Raw genomic sequence first — 14,234 nt, forward strand, 5'->3', positions numbered from 1 at the left:
GTGGCGCCGCGGGACGCCTATAGTCGTGAGCGAGGTGGGGGAAGTCAACCAGCCGTGTTACCGCATTGTTACGGCGTAGGTGTTACTGGCGTTACCGCCGTCTGAAACGCCCGATTTACAGGCGTTCCAGGCCGACGAACGGGCAGTCCTCGAGCAGTTGCGCGAGGGGGCGGCCGTCGGCAAGGTGGAAGCTTTCGGGAACCAGCTCGGCGAGCGGGTAGAGCACGAAGGGGCGGGCCTGCATATGGTAGTGCGGCACTTTCAGGCGCGGCACGTCGATGACCTGGTCGCCGAACAGCAGCATGTCCAGGTCGAGGGTGCGTGGGCCCCAGCGTTCCTTGCGTACGCGGCCCTGGCCGTTCTCGATGGCCTGGAGGGCGTCCAGCAGGTCCAGCGGTGCCAGTGCCGTGTCGATGGCCGCCACGGCGTTGGTGTAGCGTGGCTGGCCCGGCAGCAGCGAATCGCTGGTGTAGAGCGCCGAGGCCGCCGCCAGGCGGGTCTCGGCGATCAGGTCCAGCGCCTGCAGGGCGCTGCGCAGCTGCTCGGCGGGCTCATCCAGGTTGCTGCCCAGGCCGATGTACGCACGGGTGGTCATGCTCAGTCCCAGGCCTGCTCGTCGTCACGCTTGCGCTTGCCGCCACTGCGCTTGCGCTTGCGTGGGCCGGCACCGGCGCCAGCGGCGTCGTCACGGTTGCCCAGCTCGCGGATCATGTCGCGGCGCTGGCTGTCGTTGGCATCCTGGTAGTCGGTCCACCATTGGCCCAGCCCATCGGTTTCCTCGCCGGCGCTTTCGCGCAGCAGCAGGAAGTCGTAGCCGGCGCGGAAACGCGGGTTGTCCAGCAGCATGTCGGCGCGCTTGCCGCTGCGCCGTGGCAGGCGCTCCTGCATGTCCCAGATCTCGCGGATCGGCAGGGTGAAGCGCTTGGGGATGGCGATGCGTGCGCACTGTTCGGCGATCAGGTCGTGGGCCGCGCCATTCATTGCCGGAATCGGCGGCACGCCCTGGCTCTGCAGGTACAGCACGCGGCTTGGCAGGGCCGGCCAGAGCAGCGCGGCGAACAGGAAGGCGGGCGTCACCGGCTTGCCCTGCTTGACGCGCAGGTCGGTGTTGGCCAATGCCTGGCTGATCAAGCTGTGGGTATAGCTCGGACGTTCTTCCAGGGCATGGCTGCTGGCCGGGAACAACGGCTCGAACAATTGCAGGTCGACCAGCATCTCGAAGGTGATCGCCCCCTGGCCGTTGAGGAACAGCTTGAGGCTTTCCTCGAACAGGCGCGCGGGAGGGATGTCGCGCAGCATCGGCGCCAGCTCGCGGATCGGCTGCACGGTGTGCTTCTCGATGCCGAAGTCCAGCTTGGCGGCGAAGCGCACGGCACGCAGCATGCGGACCGGATCTTCCTGGTAACGGTGGGTCGGATCGCCGATCAGGCGCAGCAGCCGGTTACGGATGTCGTGGACACCGTTGGCGTAGTCGAGGATGCGCTCGCTGACCGGGTCGTAGTACAGGGCGTTGATGGTGAAGTCGCGGCGTTGCGCGTCTTCTTCCAAAGTGCCGTACACGTTGTCGCGCAGGATGCGACCGCTGGCATTGTGCGACGAACGGTGGCTATCGGACTGGTCGTCATCGGAGTGGGGCGCACGGAAGGTGGCGACCTCGATGATGTCACGGCCGAAATGCACGTGGACCAGCTTGAAGCGCCGGCCGATGATACGGGCGTTGCGGAACTCCGCGCGGATCTGCTCGGGGGTGGCGCTGGTGGCCACGTCGAAGTCCTTGGGCGTGATGCCCAGCAGCAGGTCGCGCACGCAGCCACCGACCAGATAGGCCTGGTAACCGGCCGCCTGCAGGCGCTCGACAATGCCCACGGCATGGCGGCTGAACTGGCTGCGCTGCAGCGAGTGCTGGCTCTTGTTGATCACTTCAGGCGTGGTGCGCCTGTGGTGCTGGCCACGAACGGGCGGGCGGAACGACTGGAACAGCTTCTTCAGCATGGGATGCACTGTTTGAAGGAATGATCGGCCAAGGATAGGAGAATGGCCGCATGATGGGCGGGGATTCTAGCATTTACTGGGGGAATGGTGTAGGCGGTGTGCCAAGCGTGATGCAGAAGTGAGAAACGACATGGGGAGCCGAAGCTCCCCATCAAGTCGTTGCGTGCTCTTATTGTTCTTCTGCCGGGCTTCTTGTTTTTGTTGAATGCCCTGTCCACAAATCTCGAAGCTTGTGGACGACCCCCAAACCGGGGGTGAAGAGCAAACGGATTGCTTTGGTCGCCGAGTTGATGTTGATCTGTCGATCCAATCAGTTCAGGTGCTGCTTTTGAGTGCAGTTTTTGTTGTTCTCTGCCTGATCGTGGGGCAAGCCCCAAACACAACGCCTCTCCAAAAGAATCAGTTAGCTGCGCCTCCGCCGTCTTGTTTTTATTGTGCGTGAGCCGTTTCGTCTTGTTCTTATTCTGAGTTGCAGTGCTTGTTATTGTTCTTGTACCAGACATATAGCAGGTGCCGTGCCAACTTTTGAAAACCCAATGAAATCGGGGGTTTCAGCGTTTCAGGCAGGTTTTGCCGCGGGGCAAATGTAGAAATTTCGTTACCTTACGCCTCGGGGGATGTTACGCCCGGCAGGGTAGGTAACAGATTTTTGCGGTAACTGATGTGTTACCCCCAAACGACCGCGGGGCAAGCCTGCCCCCACGCGCTGTGGGAGCGGGCTTGCCCCGCGATGTATCCAGGCTGGATCAGTTGTCGCTGGTGGCGTTGCTCTTGCGCCGCGGGATGCCCAGGCGCTGGCGGCGTTCCCACAGGCATTTGCGGCTGACGCCCAGCTTGCGGGCCAGTTCGGTTTCGGTCATGTGGTCCTGGTGCTCGAGCACGAAGTGCTGGAAGTAATCCTCCAGCGACAGGTCCTCGGTCGGCTCATGGCTGGCGCTGTTGCTGCTGGCAAGCGCCGGCAGGTTGTCCAGCATGTCGTCGTCTTCCAGGTCGCTAAGCTCGATGTCGATGCCCAGCAGGTCGGCGGAAATTTCCGCGCTTTCGCTGAGAATCACTGCGCGCTCCACCGCGTTTTCCAGCTCGCGCACGTTGCCCGGCCAGCTGTAATGGCGGATGGCTTGCTCGGCATCGTGGGAAAAATGCAGGTCGTCGCGGCCGATCCGTGCGCTCTGGCGGGCAAGGAAGGCGTTGGCGATCTCGTTGACGTCGCTGCCGCGCTCGCGCAGGGCTGGCAATTTCAGGGCGATCACATGCAAGCGGTAGTACAGGTCTTCACGGAACTGCCCGGCCTTGGCCAGGTTCTTCAGGTCGCGGTGGGTGGCCGCGATCAGGCGCACGTCGACCTTCTGTGATTGCACCGAACCCACCCGGCGGATCTCGCCTTCCTGCAGCACCCGCAGCAGGCGGGCCTGGGCTTCCAGTGGCAGCTCGCCGATTTCGTCGAGGAACAAGGTGCCACCATCGGCGGCTTCGACCAGCCCCGCCCGACCCGCGCTGGCGCCGGTGAAGGCGCCCTTCTCGTGGCCGAACAGTTCCGATTCGATGAGGGTTTCCGGGATCGCCGCGCAGTTCACCGAGATCATCGGTGCCTTTGCCCGGCGCGAGAGATTGTGCAGGGCGCGGGCGACCAGCTCTTTGCCGGTACCGGATTCGCCCTGGATCAGCACATTGGAGTCGGTTGGCGCGACCTTGCGGATCTTCACGAACATGTCCTGCATCGGCGGGCAGGAGCCGATGATGCCGATCTCGCCGTTGGCGGCGGCGGGGCTGGCCTTGTCCGGGCTGGCCTTGCCATTGGCGGCCCGGGGCTCGCCGGCCGGCGCCGAGGCGGGGGCGTTCACCCGGTCGCGCAGGATACGCGCCACGGCCTGGAGCATCTCGTCGTGGTCGAAGGGCTTGGCGATGTAGTCCACCGCGCCCATTTTCATCGAGTCCACCGCCGAGCGCAGGCTGGCGTAGCTGGTCATGATCAGTACCGGCGTGCCCTGGCCGAGCTTGATCAGCTCGGTGCCCGGGGCACCCGGCAGGCGCAGGTCACTGACGATCAGGTCGAAGGTGGCAATGCTGAAGCGTTCCTGGGCTTCCTGCACCGAGCCGGCTTCGCTGACCTGGTACTGGTTCCGCTCGAGCAGGCGACGCAGGGCCGAGCGGATGATGGTTTCGTCTTCGACGATCAGAATGTGCGGCATTGATTCAATTCTCTCGACGGTCTCGAATTTCAGGGGACGTCGCTACGACATGCCGGGGCAGGGTCACGCGGATCCGGGTACCACGTTGGCGCTCGATGTCGGCCGGGCTGTCGATGGTGATTTGCCCATAATGCTCTTCCACGATGGAATAGACCAGAGCGAGCCCCAGTCCGGTTCCTTCGCCCGGGTCCTTGGTGGTGAAGAAGGGTTCGAACAGGCGGTCCATGATGCTTTTCGGAATACCGCTGCCTTCGTCCTCGACCACCAGGTCGACGGTGTGCTCGTTGATTTCACTGCGCACGCGTACGGCGCTGCCGGGTGGCGAGGCGTCGCGGGCGTTGGAGAGCAGGTTGATCAGCACTTGGGCCAGGCGTTGCGGGTCGCCCTCGACCCAGTGTTGCGGGTCGCAGAGGTTGAAGAACTGTACTTCGAAATTGCGCCGGTTCAACGCCAGCAGACCAATGGCATCCTGCGCCACCTCGGCCAGGCACACCGGCTCTTCGCTGTTCTGCTGGCTGCCGCCGGCGTGGGCGAAACTCATCAGCGACTGGACGATGCGCGACACGCGCTTGGTCTGCTCGAGGATCTGGCTGGACAGCTCGATGATCTCGCCGTCGCCCTCGCGCTCCTCGCGCAGGTTCTGCGCCAGGCAAGCGATGCCGGTGATCGGGTTGCCGATCTCGTGGGCCACGCCCGCGGCGAGGCGGCCGATGCTCGCCAGGCGCTCGGAGTGCACCAGCTTGTCCTCCAGCGCCTGGGTCTCGGTGAGGTCCTCGACCAGCAGCACCAGGCCACTGTTGCCCGGGGCCAGTGGCTCGTCGATGGCCGCCTTGTGCAGGTTCAGCCAGCGCGGCTGGCCATCGAGGACCAGGCGCTGCTTGTGCAGGTGTTCGTCGGGCACGTTGATGAAGCCTTGCAGCAGGCCGCGCCAGGGTTCGGCGATGGTTACCAGGCGCGAGCCGACCACATGCTTGGCGGCGATGCCGGTGAGCTCCTCCATCGCCTTGTTCCACATCAGGATCTCCTGGTCCTTGGCCAGCGAGCACACGCCCATGGGCAGTTCCTGCAGGGTCTGGCGGTGATAGCGGCGCAGGGCGTCGAGCTCGGCGGCAAGGCCGGTCAGGCGCGAGTGATAGTCCTCGAGGCGGCTCTCGATGAAGTGGATGTCCTCGGTGACGTAGTTCTCGTTGCCGGACTTGTACGGCAGGAAGGTCTCGACCATGTCCTGCGCCACGCTCGGCCCCATCAGGCCGGACAGGTTGGCCTCGATGCGGTCGCGCAGGCGCCGCAGGGCATAGGGGCGGCGTTCGTCGAAGGGCAGGTAGAGGTCGCGCAGGGCTTGCTCCACCTCTTTTTGCGCAGCCTTGGCGCCCAGCGGCTTGGCCAACTGGGTGGCAAACTCCTGGGGTGAGGCGGCATGCAGTTCGCGGCGTTGCGGGCGGCGCACGTTGTCCACCGCGCAGGCCTCGGCGGCGCTGACCTCTTCGCTGCTGGCATTGGTGAACAGCGAGATCAGGGTGAACAGCAGGACGTTGGCCGCAAGCGAGGCGATGGCCGCCATGTGCCAGCTGGTGTCGTCCAGCACGTAGATCATGTCCAGCAACGGGATGTAGAAGCCCTGCAGGTTGCCCAGCAGCGGCAGCAGCATGGTCACCATCCACACCAGCATGCCGGCCAGCAGGCCGGCGATGAACCCTCGTCGGTTGGCGGTCGGCCAGTACAGCACCGAAAGCACCCCGGGCAGGAACTGCAAGGTGGCGACGAAGGCGACGATGCCCAGGTTGGCCAGGCTCTGGTGGTTGTTCTGGGTGAGGTAGAAGACGAAGCCGGCGGTGATGATGGCGACGATCAGCGCCCGGCGGGTCCACTTCAGCCAGCGGTAGATATTGCCTTCGGCCGGCGGCTGGTACAGCGGCAGCACCAGGTGGTTCAAGGCCATGCCCGACAGCGCCAGGGTGGTGACGATGATCAGCCCGCTGGCGGCCGACAAGCCACCGACATAGGCCAGCAGCGCCAGCGCTTCGTTGTTGGCGGCAATGCCCAGGCCCAGGGTGAAGTACTCGGGGTTGGTGCTGGCGCCCAGGCGCAGGCCGGCCCACAGCACCAGCGGCACCGCCAGGCTCATCAGCAGCAGGAACAGCGGCAGGCCCCAGCTGGCGCTGACCAGCGAGCGCGGGCTGAGGTTTTCGGTGAAGGCCATGTGGTACATGTGCGGCATGACGATCGCCGAGGCGAAGAACACCAGCAGCAGGGTGCGCCAGGGGCCTTCCTGCAACGGCGTGTGCAAGGCGGCGAGGGCGGTCTGGTTCTGCAGCAGCCAGACTTCCAGCCCATGCGGGCCACCGAACACGCCGTACAGCGCATAAAGGCCGATACCACCCAGCGCCAACAGCTTGATCACCGATTCGAAGGCGATGGCGAACACCAGGCCTTCGTGTTTTTCGCGGGTGGCGATATGGCGTGAGCCGAAGAAGATGGTGAACAGGATGATCAGCACGCAGAAGGCGAACGCCACCCGCGCCTTGACCGGCTCACCGGTGAGGATGCTGATCGAATCGGCCACCGCCTGGATCTGCAGGGCCAGCAGGGGCAGCACGCCGATCAGCATGAAGATGGTGGTCAGCGCGCCGGCCCAGGTGCTGCGAAAGCGAAACGCCAGCAGGTCGGCCAGTGACGACAGCTGGTAGGTACGGGTGATCTTGAGGATCGGATAGAGCAGCACCGGGGCCAGCAGGAAGGCCCCGGACACTCCCAGGTAACAGGCAAGGAAGCCGTAGCCATATTGATAGGCCAGGCCGACCGAGCCATAGAAGGCCCAGGCACTGGCGTAGACGCCCAGCGACAAGGTGTAGGTCAGGGGGTGGCGAATGATCGCCCGCGGGATCAGCCCGCGCTCGCTGATCCAGGCCACGCTGAACAGCACCAGCAGGTAGGCGGCGCTGATCAGGATCATCTGGGTCAGGCTAAAGCTCATCGGCATCTCGTTGGCTCTGCAGGATGAAGGTGACGACGATGAGGATCAGCCAGAGCAGGTAGGGGCGGTACCAGGCACCGGTCGGCTCGATCCACCAGTCCATGATGGCGGGGGAGAACAGGTAGATCCCCACCACCAGAAGCAGGACCAAACGATAGATGTACATGCTGGCCTCGAAGGGTTGGGCGCTGCGGTTTGGACTTATTATTGGCGCAAATGGCCGGGGCGATGCTAGCGGGAATCGGGGCTGTTAGCCAAGGGTTTGAATTTGTTGGGCTTTTGAGCCTGGTTTGCTTGTTCTGGCTCTATCGCGGGGCAAGCCCGCTCCCACGAAGTGGATTGCGTGGGAGCGGGCTTGCCCCGCGATAGGGCCGCAACTGCCTCAGCGCAAATCAGCCTCGGGCACCGTCATCTGCCGTGCAATGTGCTCCGGCCGCCACTGCTGACGCGCCACCGCCAACACCTCGGCCGGGCTGGCCCCCGCCAGTGCCGGATCGGTCTGCTGCCCCAATGCCCGCAATGCTCGCAGCAGCAACGGTGTGGCCTGGTCCGCCTCAAGCGGCGGCGAGCGGTACGACTTGCCCAGCTTGTGTCCGTCGGGCTGCACGATCAATGGAATGTGCAGGTAACGCGGCTGCGAGAAGCCCAGCAACTCCTGCAGGTACAGCTGGCGGGGCGTGTTGTCCAGCAGGTCGGCGCCGCGCACGATGTCGGTGATGCCCTGCCAGGCATCGTCCAGCACCACTGCCAACTGGTAGGCGTAGAGCCCGTCGCGGCGTTGGATGACGAAATCGCCCACCTCGCGCCCCAGATGCTGTTCGAACGTACCCTGGACGCGATCCGTGAAGCGGTAGATCAGTTCCGGCACGCGCAGGCGAATGGCCGCGTCTTGCCGGGGATGCCCGGCGTTACGGCAAAAGCCTGGGTAGATACCGTCGTACCCTTCCAGTTGCTTGCGCGAACAGGTGCAGGCATAGGCCAGGCCCATGCTGAACAAACGGTCGACCACGGCGGCGTAGGCCTCGTGGCGCTGGCTCTGGAACACCACTTCGCCGTCCCACTCCAGGCCGTAGCGCTCCAAGGTCTGCAGGATCGCATCGCGTGCCCCGGGCATTTCCCGGGGCGGGTCGGTGTCTTCCATGCGCAGTAACCAGCGGCCATCGACCGCGCGAGCGTCGAGCCAGGAGGCGAGGGCGGCCACCAGCGAGCCGAAGTGCAGAAAGCCGCTGGGGGTGGGGGCGAAGCGGCCGATGTAGCGGGAGTCGTTCATGGATTGCACAGCTATATAAATGAAGACGGGGCGTACCGATTGCAGGAGCGGGCAAGCCCGCCTCCACAACCAGTACGCCCCGTCTGCGAGGTTCTGGAATCAGCCTTTACCGACAGTCTTTTCCTTCTTCTCGGCAATTTCCTTGCAGTCGAAGCACAGGTCGGCGGTCGGACGGGCTTCGAGGCGGCGCAGGCCGATCTCGATGCCACAGGAGTCGCACCAGCCGTACTCTTCGTCCTGAATCTTCTGCAGGGTCTTGTCGATCTTCTTGATCAGCTTGCGCTCACGATCGCGGTTGCGCAGTTCCAGGGCGAACTCTTCTTCCTGGCTGGCACGGTCAGCCGGGTCTGGGAAGTTGGCTGCCTCGTCCTTCATGTGCGTCACGGTCTGGTCCACGCTCGTCATCAACTCAAGCTTCCATGCTCCCAGAAGCTTGGTGAAGTGCTTGCGCATGGGCTCCCCCATGTACTCTTCGCCCTTGGTTTCTTTATAGGGCTCTACACCGTACATGGACTGACTGGTTTTTTGCTTTTCTACGGTGGACATGAATAGACCGCCTCTCACTCATCTGATCCAATGCGCAGGCTTGCTTCCATCGCCGGCACCCGCCGGCCCTGCGACTGCGAGCCGCCGAACTTACCAGATAGATCCGGGGTGCGCTACCCCGCCCTATGCCTGCTATTGACAGCAGGGCGGGCGGCACGTTCGCTGCGGTGCACAGGTAGAATCACCAGTTTAGACCCAATTGAGAGAAGGCCCATGGCTCAGCCACACAGTGCGCGCAGTCGCGCCATCGAACCCTTCCACGTGATGGCCCTGCTGGCGCGCGCCAACGAGCTGCAGGCTGCGGGCCACGACGTGATCCACCTCGAGATCGGCGAGCCGGACTTCACCACCGCCGCGCCGATCGTCGCCGCGGGCCAGGCTGCCTTGGCCGCCGGGCACACCCGTTACACCGCTGCCCGCGGCTTGCCGCAACTGCGTGAGGCAATCGCCGGGTTCTATGGCCAACGCTACGGTGTGGACCTCGACCCGGAGCGCGTGCTCATCACCCCGGGCGGTTCCGGCGCGCTGCTGCTGGCCAGCAGCCTGCTGGTCGATCCGGGCAAGCACTGGCTGCTGGCCGACCCGGGCTATCCGTGCAATCGCCACTTCCTGCGCCTGGTCGAAGGCGGCGCGCAGCTGGTGCCGGTGGGGCCGGAGGTCAATTACCAGCTGACCGCCGATCTGGTCGAGCGTCACTGGGACAAGGACACGGTCGGTGCCCTGGTGGCGTCGCCAGCCAACCCGACCGGCACGGTGCTCGACCGCGACGAGCTGGCCAGCCTTTCCAAGGCTACCCGCGAGCGCCATGGGCATCTGGTGGTGGACGAGATCTACCACGGCCTCACCTACGGCATGGATGCGCCGAGCGTGCTGGAAGTCGACGATGAGGCCTTCGTCCTGAACAGTTTTTCCAAATATTTCGGCATGACCGGCTGGCGCCTGGGCTGGCTGGTGGCGCCGCCGTCGGCGGTAGCGGACCTGGAAAAGCTGGCGCAGAACCTCTACATCAGTGCTCCGAGCATGGCCCAGCATGCCGCGCTGGCCTGCTTCGAGCCGCAAACCCTGGCCATCCTCGAGGAGCGCCGCGCCGAGTTCGCCCGCCGCCGCGACTACCTGTTGCCGGCGTTGCGCGAGTTGGGCTTCGGCATCGCCGTGGAGCCGCAAGGCGCCTTCTATCTGTACGCCGATATCAGCGCGTTCGGCGGCGATGCCTTCGCGTTCTGCAGGCACTTCCTCGAAACCGAGCACCTGGCATTCACCCCGGGGCTGGACTTCGGTCGTTACCAGGCCGGCCACCACGTGCGCTTTGCCTACACCCAGAACCTGCCACGTCTGGAGGAGGCGGTGCAGCGCATCGCCCGTGGCCTGAAAAGCTGGCAGGGCTGACGGATGCTGTTTCCGCAACTGGAACAGGCGCGCCTGCTGCGCCGCTATAAACGCTTCCTGGCCGATATCGAACTGGCCACCGGCGAGCAACTGACCATTCACTGCCCCAACACTGGCTCCATGCTCAATTGCATGCGCGAGGGCGGGCAGGTCTGGTTCAGCCGCTCCAACGATCCCAAGCGCAAGCTGCCCGGTACCTGGGAGATCAGCGAAACGCCCCAGGGGCGGCTGGCCTGTGTCAACACCGGGCGCGCCAATGCGGTGGTGGAGGAAGCGCTGCGGGCCGGGGTGATCACGGAGCTTGCCGGGTTCACCACGCTCAAGCGTGAAGTGGCGTATGGCGAGGAACGTAGCCGTATCGACTTCTACCTGGAGTTCGCCAGTGGCGACAAGGCCTATGTCGAGGTCAAGAGCGTGACCCTCGGTTATCCCGATACCGCCGTGGCGGCGTTCCCTGACGCCGTCACCCAGCGTGGGGCCAAACACCTGCGCGAGCTGGCCGCCCTGGCACGCCAGGGCATCCGTGCAGTGCAGCTGTATTGCGTGAACCTGACCGGCATCGAGGCCGTGCGCCCGGCCCAGGAGATCGACGCCGCCTACACCCGGGCACTGCGCGCCGCGGTGGCGGAAGGGGTGGAGGTGCTGGCCTACGGCACGCGCCTGGATGCCCAACAACTGGTCATCGACCGGCCGCTGCCGGTATTGCTCAATCCGTAAGCCAGATGCCCTGGCTGTCTTCCCGGCAGTCCAGGGCTTCCAGCCATTCGCCCGCGCAGGGGCCAGTAATGCATTCGCCGCTTTCTATCAGGAACTGGGCCCCGTGATGGGCGCACTGGATCAGGCTCGCGCTGTCATCGAGAAAGCTGTCCGCCGCCCAGTTCAGCGGGATGCCCCGGTGCGGGCAGCGGTTGCGATAGAGGTGGACCGTGCCCTGGCGGCGCACGCCGAACAGCGCTATGCCGGCTACGCTGAAGGCGCGGCTGTGGCCCTCGGCGAGGTCGTTGGAGGCGCAGAGAAAATGCATCGCAGCGGAGTCTTCCGGTTAAGCCGTGTGACAAAGGGATGGCTTGACGCTTCAATGCGAATAATTATCAAATTGCCCGCATTCGTCGCGCCAGGCTGTCTATGGTGCGCACTTGTGCCGCCCGCCACAAGGTGTGCTGCCCGCCCTCTGCAAAGGAATCCGATGATGCGCCGTCCCGCTGCCTTGATTGCCCTGTGCGCCGGTCTTGCCCTGTCTACCCACACCATGGCCGCCGAGCTGCCACAGCGCTGGGTGAGCGCCGGCGGTGCCTTGAGCGAGTGGATCAGCGCCCTGGGCGGTGAGCAGCGCCTGGTTGGCGTCGACACCACCAGCCAGCACCCCGAGTCGCTCAAGGCGCTACCCAGCATCGGTTACCAGCGCCAGTTGTCGGCCGAAGGCATCCTCAGCCTGCGCCCTGACGTGCTGGTAGGCACCGAGGAAATGGGGCCACCGCCGGTGCTGGCGCAGATCCGCAAGGCCGGGGTGCGGGTCGAGCTGTTCTCCAGCAAGGCCGAAGTGGGCGCGGTTGACGAGAACCTCAAGCACCTGGGGGCATTGCTCGGCGACGAGCACAAGGCCAAGACGTTGGCTGCCGATTACCGTCAGCAGCTGGAGGCGTTGCACAAACAGGTCGAGCAGGCCCAGGCCGGGCAGAAGGCGCCTGGTGTATTGCTGCTGGTCGGACATGCCGGCGCCAAGCCGATGATCGCCGGGCAGGGCACTGCCGGGGACTGGGTGCTGCGTCAGGCGGGAGGGCGCAATCTCGCCGACCACCAGGGCTACAAGAACTTCTCGGTGGAGGTCCTCGCTGCGCTGAACCCGGACGTGGTGGTGTTCTCCGACCGGGCCCTCAGTGGCGAACAGGCCTTGCAGGCACTGATCAAGGAAAACCCGGCCCTGGCGACGTCCCGCGCGGTGCGCGACAAGCGCCTGCTGTCGCTCGACCCGACGTTGCTGGTCGGCGGCCTCGGCCCGCGCCTGCCGGCCACCCTGCATGAGCTGGCCGCCAGCTTCTATCCCGCCGCCAAGGCCAGCCTCAATCCATGATGCCGCGGGTTCGTCCACGTACGTTGTTCATTACCCTGGCCTTGTTGTGCCTGCTGGCGGTGTGGTTGTCGCTGGCGCTGGGGCCGGTCAGCCTGCCGCTGTTCGATACCCTGCGCGCCGGCCTGCGCCTGGTCGGGTTGCCGGTCAGTGGCGAGGGCCTGGAGCAGGCCGAGATGATCCTCGGCCAGATCCGCCTGCCGCGAACCCTGCTGGGTCTGGCGGTCGGCGCCGTGCTGGCGTTGTCCGGCGTGGCGATGCAGGGGTTGTTCCGCAACCCACTGGCCGATCCGGGGCTGGTCGGTGTCGCCAGCGGCGCCGCCCTGGGGGCCGCGGTGGCGATCGTCGGCGGCAGTTGGCTGGGCGGCATTCCTGACTGGTTCGCGCCATATCTATTGTCGTTGTGTGCCTTCGTCGGTGGCCTGGGCGTGACCGCGATGGTCTATCGCCTGGGGCGGCGCGACGGCCAGACCAACGTGGCGACCATGCTTCTGGCCGGTATCGCGATGACCGCGCTGGGCGGCTCGGCGGTGGGCCTGTTCACTTACCTGGCCGACGACGCCACCCTGCGCACCCTGACCTTCTGGAACCTGGGCAGCCTGAATGGCGCCAGCTACGAGCGGCTGTGGCCGTTGCTGCTGGTGGCGGCAGCCGTGGCCTTGTGGCTGCCGCGCCGGGCGCAGGCGCTCAACGCGTTGCTGCTCGGCGAGTCGGAGGCCCGGCACCTGGGCATCGAGGTCGAAAAGCTCAAGCGCGAGCTGGTGTTCTGCACCGCGCTCGGCGTGGGGGCGGCGGTCGCGGCCGCCGGCCTGATCGGCTTCATCGGCCTGGTGGTGCCGCACCTGGTGCGGCTGGTGGCGGGGCCGGATCATCGGGTGCTGCTGCCGGCCTCGCTGCTGGCGGGCGGTACCTTGCTACTGTTCGCCGACCTGGTCGCGCGCCTGGCCCTGGCCCCGGCGGAGTTGCCGATCGGCATCGTCACCGCCTTTATCGGGGCGCCATTCTTCCTGTTCCTGCTGGTGAAGGTGCGCAACTGATGCTCGACGTCCAAGGGCTGTCCCTCAAGCGCGGTGGCAGCCAGGTGCTGCACGACATCAACCTCACGTTACGGCCAGGGCTGGTGCTGGGTGTGCTCGGGCCCAATGGCGCCGGCAAGAGTAGCCTGCTCGGCGCCCTGTGTGGCGAACTGGCGCCCAGCGCCGGGCGCGTGCAGCTCGATGGGCGCGGACTGGACGCCTGGTCGGGCCAGGCGCGGGCGCAACGCCTGGCGGTATTGCCACAGGTGTCCAGCCTTGGCTTTGCCTTCAGTGTCGCGGAAGTGGTCGGCCTCGGCCGCCTGCCCCATGCCAGCGGCCGTCAGCGCGACCGGGAAATCATCGAGGCGGCGCTGGAGGCGGCGGATGCCCAGCACCTGGTCGAGCGCAGCTACCTGGCGCTGTCCGGTGGGGAACGGCAGCGCGTGCACCTGGCGCGGGTGCTGGCCCAGCTGTGGCCGGGCGAGCCCGGCACCACGCTGTTGCTGGATGAACCCACTTCTGCGCTGGACCCGCTGCATCAGCACACCACGCTGCAGGCGGTACGCAGTTTCGCCGACCGTGGCGCGTCGGTGCTGGTGATCCTGCATGACCTGAACCTGGCGGCGCGCTACTGTGACCATATTCTCTTGTTGGAGCAGGGCCGCAGCCATGCACTGGGCACACCGCAGCAAGTGCTGACACCGACGGCGCTGCGGGCGGTGTTCGGCATCGACGTCCTGGTGCAACCTCACCCGGAGCGCGGCCATCCGTTGATCATCACTCGCTAGGAGCC

The 14,234-nt window shown here is 65.5% G+C and carries 13 protein-coding genes; 5 read left to right on the forward strand and 8 right to left on the reverse strand.

Features of this window, described 5'->3' with window-relative positions; all coding sequences use genetic code 11:
* Window positions 1-115 precede the first annotated feature (115 nt).
* The 7 genes from folK to dksA form a co-directional block, all read right to left on the reverse strand.
* Complete coding sequence (gene folK / locus AC3WL2_RS16645; RefSeq protein WP_102683205.1) at window positions 116-595, reverse strand: 2-amino-4-hydroxy-6-hydroxymethyldihydropteridine diphosphokinase; 480 nt, start codon at window positions 593-595, stop codon at window positions 116-118.
* 2 nt (window positions 596-597) lie between these two features.
* Window positions 598-1,992 (reverse strand): polynucleotide adenylyltransferase PcnB, encoded by a 1,395-nt coding sequence (locus tag AC3WL2_RS16650; protein ID WP_046854081.1) that lies wholly within the window; start codon window positions 1,990-1,992, stop codon window positions 598-600.
* A 746-nt stretch (window positions 1,993-2,738) separates the two neighbouring features.
* Window positions 2,739-4,181 carry a sigma-54-dependent transcriptional regulator gene (locus AC3WL2_RS16655; RefSeq protein WP_102683206.1) on the reverse strand — a complete coding sequence of 481 codons (1,443 nt, stop codon included), beginning with the start codon at window positions 4,179-4,181 and terminating at the stop codon, window positions 2,739-2,741.
* A gap of 4 nt (window positions 4,182-4,185) precedes the next feature.
* On the reverse strand, window positions 4,186-7,161 hold the full coding sequence (locus AC3WL2_RS16660) for a sensor histidine kinase (protein ID WP_172670868.1): 2,976 nt from the start codon (window positions 7,159-7,161) through the stop codon (window positions 4,186-4,188).
* Window positions 7,145-7,321: a hypothetical protein gene (locus tag AC3WL2_RS16665; protein WP_003250005.1), complete on the reverse strand. Its 177-nt coding sequence runs from the start codon at window positions 7,319-7,321 to the stop codon at window positions 7,145-7,147. Before AC3WL2_RS16665 ends, AC3WL2_RS16660 begins: the two co-directional genes overlap by 17 nt.
* A gap of 216 nt (window positions 7,322-7,537) precedes the next feature.
* On the reverse strand, window positions 7,538-8,425 hold the full coding sequence (gene gluQRS / locus AC3WL2_RS16670; protein WP_102683207.1) for a tRNA glutamyl-Q(34) synthetase GluQRS: 888 nt from the start codon (window positions 8,423-8,425) through the stop codon (window positions 7,538-7,540).
* 99 nt (window positions 8,426-8,524) lie between these two features.
* Window positions 8,525-8,971 carry an RNA polymerase-binding protein DksA gene (dksA, locus tag AC3WL2_RS16675; RefSeq protein ID WP_046854085.1) on the reverse strand — a complete coding sequence of 149 codons (447 nt, stop codon included), beginning with the start codon at window positions 8,969-8,971 and terminating at the stop codon, window positions 8,525-8,527.
* 213 nt (window positions 8,972-9,184) lie between these two features.
* On the opposite strand from dksA, the gene AC3WL2_RS16680 reads away from it, so the two are divergent.
* Together AC3WL2_RS16680 and sfsA are read left to right on the forward strand one after the other, a co-directional pair.
* A complete protein-coding gene (locus tag AC3WL2_RS16680; protein ID WP_102683208.1) occupies window positions 9,185-10,357 on the forward strand; it encodes a pyridoxal phosphate-dependent aminotransferase in 1,173 nt (390 codons plus the stop codon).
* Window positions 10,358-10,360: 3 nt separating this feature from the next.
* Window positions 10,361-11,074, forward strand: a complete 714-nt coding sequence (gene sfsA, locus AC3WL2_RS16685; protein ID WP_102683209.1) for a DNA/RNA nuclease SfsA — start codon at window positions 10,361-10,363, stop codon at window positions 11,072-11,074.
* Here sfsA and AC3WL2_RS16690 read toward each other — a convergent pair.
* Window positions 11,064-11,381 carry a Rieske (2Fe-2S) protein gene (locus AC3WL2_RS16690; protein WP_023631907.1) on the reverse strand — a complete coding sequence of 106 codons (318 nt, stop codon included), beginning with the start codon at window positions 11,379-11,381 and terminating at the stop codon, window positions 11,064-11,066. The two genes, sfsA and AC3WL2_RS16690, sit on opposite strands and share 11 nt — an antisense overlap.
* Window positions 11,382-11,543: 162 nt before the next feature.
* On the opposite strand from AC3WL2_RS16690, the gene AC3WL2_RS16695 reads away from it, so the two are divergent.
* The 3 genes from AC3WL2_RS16695 to AC3WL2_RS16705 are packed head-to-tail and all read left to right on the forward strand — an operon-like array spanning window position 11,544 to window position 14,229.
* The gene (locus AC3WL2_RS16695; protein WP_102683210.1) at window positions 11,544-12,428 is read left to right on the forward strand and encodes a heme/hemin ABC transporter substrate-binding protein; all 885 of its coding nucleotides are present in this window, start codon (window positions 11,544-11,546) and stop codon (window positions 12,426-12,428) included.
* A gap of 50 nt (window positions 12,429-12,478) precedes the next feature.
* Window positions 12,479-13,462, forward strand: a complete 984-nt coding sequence (locus AC3WL2_RS16700; RefSeq protein ID WP_172670917.1) for a FecCD family ABC transporter permease — start codon at window positions 12,479-12,481, stop codon at window positions 13,460-13,462.
* Window positions 13,462-14,229 carry a heme ABC transporter ATP-binding protein gene (locus AC3WL2_RS16705; RefSeq protein WP_102683211.1) on the forward strand — a complete coding sequence of 256 codons (768 nt, stop codon included), beginning with the start codon at window positions 13,462-13,464 and terminating at the stop codon, window positions 14,227-14,229. The genes AC3WL2_RS16700 and AC3WL2_RS16705 overlap by 1 nt, the downstream gene beginning before the upstream one ends.
* Window positions 14,230-14,234 lie beyond the last annotated feature (5 nt).

Source organism: Pseudomonas sp. FW305-96 (genome assembly GCF_058783825.1).